7 protein-coding genes are annotated in these 6,609 nt (G+C 70.7%); all 7 read right to left on the minus strand.

What is annotated here, in order from left to right; all coding sequences use genetic code 11:
- Positions 1 to 40: 40 nt before the first annotated feature.
- Positions 41 to 1,495 (minus strand): Dyp-type peroxidase, encoded by a 1,455-nt coding sequence (locus FFS20_RS14725; protein WP_249356881.1) that lies wholly within the window; start codon positions 1,493 to 1,495, stop codon positions 41 to 43.
- Positions 1,485 to 2,117, minus strand: coding sequence for a copper chaperone PCu(A)C (locus tag FFS20_RS14730; protein ID WP_137826587.1), 633 nt, complete (start codon positions 2,115 to 2,117; stop codon positions 1,485 to 1,487). Before FFS20_RS14730 ends, FFS20_RS14725 begins: the two co-directional genes overlap by 11 nt.
- Positions 2,118 to 2,451: 334 nt before the next feature.
- Complete coding sequence (locus FFS20_RS14735; RefSeq protein WP_137826588.1) at positions 2,452 to 3,117, minus strand: hypothetical protein; 666 nt, start codon at positions 3,115 to 3,117, stop codon at positions 2,452 to 2,454.
- A gap of 129 nt (positions 3,118 to 3,246) precedes the next feature.
- Positions 3,247 to 3,717 (minus strand): isochorismatase family protein, encoded by a 471-nt coding sequence (locus tag FFS20_RS14740; protein ID WP_137826589.1) that lies wholly within the window; start codon positions 3,715 to 3,717, stop codon positions 3,247 to 3,249.
- Positions 3,718 to 3,763: 46 nt separating this feature from the next.
- Entirely contained in the window at positions 3,764 to 4,954 is a 1,191-nt protein-coding gene (locus tag FFS20_RS14745) for an amidohydrolase family protein (protein ID WP_137826590.1), read from the minus strand.
- Positions 4,951 to 5,754, minus strand: coding sequence for a DeoR/GlpR family DNA-binding transcription regulator (locus tag FFS20_RS14750; RefSeq protein ID WP_137826591.1), 804 nt, complete (start codon positions 5,752 to 5,754; stop codon positions 4,951 to 4,953). Before FFS20_RS14750 ends, FFS20_RS14745 begins: the two co-directional genes overlap by 4 nt.
- Before the next feature lie 10 nt (positions 5,755 to 5,764).
- The coding region (locus FFS20_RS14755) for a class II fructose-bisphosphate aldolase (RefSeq protein WP_212743354.1) at positions 5,765 to 6,609 on the minus strand (845 nt) is incomplete at its 5' end.

Below are 6,609 nucleotides of genomic sequence, written 5' to 3' on the forward strand. Positions count from 1 at the left end.
CCGCCGAAGTACCGGTGCGCATCCTTCGCTGTGCCGGTGCTCAGCCTCCGAAGAGCGTCTGGCCGACGTACTCGCCGTCCTTCGCCCCCGGCGGAATCGCCCACACCGTCGACCCGATGGGCACGGTCCAGACGTTGAGCAGATCCACCTCGGCGAGCCGCCGCTGGATCGGCAGGAACTGCCGGGCGATGTCCGCCTGGAACGACGCGAACATCAGCCCCGACTGACCCCCGGCACCGGTCTCGTAGTTGTACGGCCGGCGCACGATCTGCACCTCCGGTCCGAGCCCGTCGCGGGCCCTGGCCATGTGCGAGGCCGCCGAGATCACCGTGAGACCCCGGTCGTCGACGGCCGTGAAATCGGGCTCGTCGAACTCGTCGGTGCCCGTCGTCGGCGCCCCCGAGTCGACGAAGCGACCGACGGAGAAGTCACGCGCCGGACGGTCCGCCTCGTCCCACGTCTCGAGGTTCATCTCGATGTCACGCAGCACGAGCGTCGTCCCGCCCTGCATCCACGACGGCAGCGCCTCGCCGAGGTCGGTCGGCGGTTCACCACGGGCGGAGAAGACCGCGTCCGTCCGTCCGGTCGCCCGACCCCACACGAGGCGGCTGAAGTCCTCGGACCCCATGCCCGGGTTCGCGGTGCCGTCGAGCTGGCCGAAGAGATTGCGCTGCGTCTGCCCCTCGCCCTTCGTGCCGTACGAGTTGCGGAACCCCGTGCGCTGCCAGGCGATGTCGGCGAACGCGCGGGAGTCCTTCCACAGCATCCGGCGGGCGTGGGCGACTCCGAGCGGATCGTCGCCGCAGATCTGCAGGAGCAGATCCCCGGTCGAGCGCTGCGGGTCGAGCCGGTCGATCGAGAAGCTCTCGAGCGGCCGCAGCCACTCGGGCACCGCCTGGCTGCCCGCGAGCGCGACGAGGTTCTGGCCGAAGCCGAACGTCACCGTCAGGCGGGCGGGATCGGCCGCCATCTCTGGTTCGGAGTCCGCCAGGGGCGCGGTGCCCTGCGTGAGCGCGGCGGCATCCGCGGTGAGCAGACGCAGCCACCGCACGACGGCGGCGGCGTTCTTCGTCTCCGGCTTCATCGTGAACGCGAGGAACTCGCCGTGGGCCTGCGGGGCCGTCTCGATCCCGGCCTGGTGCTCGCCGAAGAACGGCACCGCGACCTCACCGTTGACGCCGGTGGTGTCGGCACGCGGCGGTCGCGGGGAGTTCGCCTCGGTCGCCCGCCCGATGCCGAACCCGGCGAGCGACCCGACTGCTCCGACGCCGCCGGCGACGGCCGCCGAGGCGATGAGGCCCCGACGGCTGAAGCCGCGGCGGGTCGGAGCCGCTTCGGCGCTGTCCTCACCGGCCCCGGCGGCCGAGGACGTCACGTCCTCGGCGGCCGACCCGCCCGGCGCAATCGCCGACTCCGCCGATGACGACGTCCGCTCGGCGGCGGGCTCGGTGTCACGACCCGACGCGGAGTCCGGGTCGCGGGGGTCACTTGTCACCGGAGTCCTCATCGCTCATGCCCGACATGTCGCCCATGCCGTCCATTCCGTCACCGCCGTCGGAGGCGGCATCGGGCTCGCCGGGCGCGTAGGTCTCCTGCGCACCCGTGTACTCCTTGGCGACCGCGGTCGCGGGGATCGTCTCGTCATCGGCGGTGACGAGTTCGACGGTGATCTCCTCGCCCGGCTTGATCGGGCGCGTCATGTCCATGACCATGATGTGGTCGCCACCCGGTTCGAGGTCGAGGGAGCCGCCGGCGGGAATGACGAAGCCGCCGTCCTTCTCCTGCATCATCATCGAACCGGAGCCGTCGTCGATGGTCTCGTGGAGCTGGACCATGTTGGCTCCGTCGTAGTTGGCGCCGACGAGGTTGATGTCGGCGTCGGTCGTGTTCGTCACCTTGCCGAAGATTCCGGTCATGCCCTCGTCGGCGGCCTTGACCCACGCGTCGTCGAACGTCAGCGAGGCCGAGGCGTCGACCGAGGCACTGCTGCTCGAGGCCGAGGGTTCCGAGGCGCTGCTCTGGCTGCCGCTCTGACCGCAGCCGCTGAGACCGAGGACGAGGGCCGCCGACATGGCGAGCGCGGGCATGGTGGACTTGAGAATGGTGTTCTTGCGCATTTCGTCTGCACTTTCGTGTGGTGGCGTTCGTCGGCGGTCGGGTGCGGATCATGCCGTCGCCGAGGCGGTTCCGACGCGGCCATGTGGCGATCCCTGTCAGGAGGTCCCGCAGTGCGGGAGGCTCACCGGGACGTGCGCTCTCTGCCGCGCCGGGTGTCGACGCGCGGCCGCGACCGAGTTCGTAGGAATGACGGCCTGGGCACGAGACCGGCGCCGGGTGGCGCTGGGCAACCGCGCCCGCCGGAGCAGCATGATCGCATGACTGTTCGACGAATGCCGAGGGTGATGTGGGGTGCAGCGCGACGTCGGATCGCGCGCTGCCGGTGGTGAGGTGTCAGACGAGCGCGGGAGGACCGCGACGGTAGTTCGGGCCGATGACGGCCACCGGCACCATGTGCGGGAGTTCGCGCATATGGCGGACGACGCGCAGGCGCGCGCCCGCAAGACTGTGTTGCGCCGACGCGAGTGCGCGCAGGGCGATGACAACCGGCCCCAGTGCCAGTTGGAGGATGCTGAAGAGGAGATCCTCACCGCGCTTGAGGATGATCGCGGTGACGATGACGGCGACGATGTGGGCGATGATCATGCCCGGGCCGGCGCCGTTGGCGTGGCCCATCGAATGGCCCATCGGGGTGGCCTGACCGAGGTCGAGAGACCCGGTGGCCGGGGTCATGAGTTCGTGTTCGGCTGCTGACATCGTCGGATCCGGCGACGCCGAGGCGGATGCGCCGGCGGTCCCCCGCATCATCGACGACATCGGGCCGAACCAGCCCATCGAGGCATGCATGAGGAGCTGACCGAGGCCGAGGATCGCGGCGAGAGCGAGGTATCCGAGGCGACGTCCCGCGAGGATCATCGCCGCCCAGAGGACGAGGATGAAGACGAAGCCGGTGCCGAGGGCGGAGAAGTCACCGCCGGCGCCGACGTGCATGAGCACCGCGAGCATCGTCGTCATCACGGCTGCGAAGAGAGCACGGATCGACTTGTGCCAGCCGGTCATGCCACCTCCTCACCTCAGGGTCCATGCAGGCTCCATTTACCCACTACACAGTGTAGAACCGGGCCCGGCGACCGTGCCAGTCAGAGCCGACAGCTCAGAGCAATGTCACACTGCCGAGGCGGGCAGGAGTCACATGCGCAGCCAGGTGTCCTCGGTGCGCTTGACCATGGCGCCCGCCTCTTCGGCCGCATCGGCCCAGGTGACGGGCTCGCCGGCGGCGCTGACGACGGAGTCGGAGAGGACGATGACGTCGAAGTTGCAGACGAGGGCCGCCATCGCCGAGGCCCACACCGCACCGGGATTCTCGTCGACTCCGGCGATGACGATCCGATCGACGGCCATGTCGTGGAGTCCGGCGGCGAGGTCGTCGACGCCTTCGAAGATGTCGGGATTGTCCGAGCGGAGGACGAGGTCCTCCTCGTCGGGGCCGAAGACGCTGATCTCCTCGTCGTCGCGGCCGGAGACCTCCTCGTTCGTCGTGGCGAAGATGAGCACTCCGCCCACCGCACGGGTGCGGCCGACGATCCCGCCGAGGGTCTCGACGGCCCTCTGAGAGGTCAGCGCTGTGTCGTCGGTGTCGATGAGGAGCAGAGCATCCATGCCGACCATCCTCCCACGACATCGGCTCCGCCGGGCAACCGGATCCTCAGCGCCGGTCCCCGATCCACACGGTCGTCACCCGCATGTCGGCGTCGAGGAGGACGCAGTCAGCGGGTTGGCCCACCCGCAGGAGGCTGTGGACGTCGGGGGCGAGACGACCGAGCGCCCGCAGGGGAGTCAGCCCCGCGGCCTGGGCGGCGGCGATCGGACTCATCCCCACCTCGGCGACGGCCCGATGCACGGCATCGTCCATGGTCAGCGTCGATCCGGCGATCGACCCGACCGAGCCGTCAGCGGCCCTGACCCGGGCCACCGAATCCTCGACCCGCACCGGCAGACTGCCGAGCACATAGTCCCCGTCGCCCATCCCGGTGGCCGCCATGGCATCGGTGATGAGGGCGACGCGACCGGGCGCGAGCCCCGTGATCAGCCGCGCGGCCGGGGCCTGGACGTGGATGCCGTCGTTGATGAGTTCGAGCGTGACGTGCGGGGCGTCGAGGGCGGCGAGGATGGGACCCGGGCTGCGGTGGTGGATGCCGGGCATCCCGTTGAACGCGTGCGTGAGGATGCTCGCCCCCGCCTCGAAGGCCCGCATCGTCTCCGCGTAGTCGGCGGCGGTGTGGCCGACGGCCACGGCCACCCCGGCTGCGACGAAGCGGGCGATCGCCTCGGGCGCACCGGGCAGTTCGGGTGCGAGGGTGACCTGGGCGAGCTGCCCGTCCGCGGCCGCGAGGATGGTCTCGACCGCCTCCGGGGTGGGAGCGGTGAGCACCTCCGGGGAGTGCGCGCCCCTGAAGTCCGGGGAGAGAAACGGGCCTTCGGCGTGGAGTCCGAGGACTGCGGGATTCTCCCGCACGAGCCCCGCCCCCACCCGCAGCGACTCCGCGAGCCCGGCGATCGTGTCGGAGACATGGGAGAGGACGAGCGCGCGGGTGCCGTGGGCGCGGTGGACGTCGAGAATCGCGCCGAGGTGGTCGGGGCCGTCCTCGACGTTGTGCCCACCGCCGCCGTGGGTGTGGATGTCGACGAACGCGGGGGCGAGGTAGGCGCCTTCGGCGTCGATGATCCGCGTCGCCGGGCTCGCGCACTGGTGCCACATCACGCCCCGACCGCGGTCGACGACGATGCCGTCGGCGACGGCGATCCACGTGTCGGCGAAGTCGGTCGAGAACGTCGCCGGGTCACTGTCGAGGATGACGGCGTTATGGACGACGACGTCGGGAAGGGGATCCGTCACCGTGTTCCTCCTGTCGGGCCGTCCGTCACCGCAAGGTCGACGTCGAAGCCGGCGGCGGTGAGCTCCGTGACCGCCTCGGCGCCGAGGCCGTCGTCGGTGATGATCGACGCGAACACGTCCGCCCCGCCCACCGAGGCAAACGAGCGCCTGCCGTACTTCGAGGAATCGGCGACGACGACCGCCCGCTGTGCACGCTGCGCCATGAGCCGGTTGACGTGCGCTTCGGCCTCGTTGACGGTCATCACGCCGGCACCGGCCGAGAACGCGTGCACCCCGATGAACGCGAGGTCGAGCCAGATGCTCGCGAGCACCGAGTCGACGAAGGAGCCGACGAGTTCGAAGCTCGAGGGGTTGATGATGCCGCCGCAGACGACGACCTTGATGCCCGGGTGCACCGCGAGCTTGTGGGCGACGTTGACGGCGTTCGTCACGACCGTGAGGTCGCTGACGAGGTCGTCGCGTTCGCTGATGGCATCGGCGACCTGGAACGTCGTCGTCCCCCCGGAGAGGCCGACGGCGGTGCCGGGGCTGATCTGGGCGACCGCGGCGCGCGCGATCGCGGCCTTCGCCTCCGTGGCGGCCGCCTCCTTGTAGCGCAGGGACAGGTCGTAGTTGACGTTCTTGCGGGTCGCACCGCCGTGGGTGCGCTCGAGCAGGCGCCGCTCCTCGAGCAGGTCGAGGTCCCGGCGGATCGTCGCGAGCGAGACGCCGAGCTCCTCGCTGAGCGCGTCGACGCCGACCGTGCCCTCCCGGTCGAGGCGACCGAGAATGCGGTCGAGGCGGTCTTCGCGCGTGCTCATAGTGCCACTCTCAAGCCTCGCGTGCGGGTTTGGCAAGCGGTCTATGCGCCCTCGCCTCGGTGAACAGCGCGAGCAGACGGGTGACCTCGGCGGCGAAGGCCTCACGCCCGGGCGCGAGGTACTTGCGCGGGTCGACGAGGCGCGGGTCGACCGCGAGGGTCTCCCGCACCGCTCCCGTGAAGACGGAACCCAGATGAGTCGAGACGTTGATCTTCGCCATGCCCGCCCCGATCGCCCGCTCGAGCTCAGCGTCGGGAACCCCCGAGGAGCCGTGGAGGACCAGCGGCACGGGGACCGCGGCGGCGAGCCGGGTGATGAGGTCGAGGTCGAGACGACTCGTGCGCTCGAGCATGGCATGGGAGCTGCCGACGGCGACGGCGAGCGCATCGACGCCGGTCGCGGCCGCGAAGTCGACCGCCTCGGCGGGATCGGTGCGCACGCCCGGAGCATGGGCGCCGTCCTTGCCGCCGATCTCCCCGAGTTCGGCCTCGACGCCGATGCCGCGGCGGTGGGCACGGCGGACCACCTCAGCGGTCGTCGCGCAGTTCTCCGCGTAGGGCAGATGGGCGCCGTCGTACATCACGGAGTCGAACCCGAGCTCGAGCGCCTCGTCGACGAGCGAGAGATCCGTCGCATGGTCGAGGTGGACGGCGATGGGCACGCTCGCGGCGGCGGCGATCGCGAGCGTCGCCCCGGCGATCGGCGCGAGGGCCCCGTGGTATCTCACGCAGTTCTCGGAGATCTGCATGATGACCGGGCGCCCGGCGGACTCGGCGCCGGCTGCGATCGCCTCGGCCGATTCGAGAGTGATGACGTTGAACGCGCCGATCGCCGAGGCGGGGGCGCGTTCAACGT

It is taken from the genome of Brevibacterium sp. 2SA, from assembly GCF_005502845.1.
Classification (GTDB): Bacteria; Actinomycetota; Actinomycetes; order Actinomycetales; family Brevibacteriaceae; genus Brevibacterium.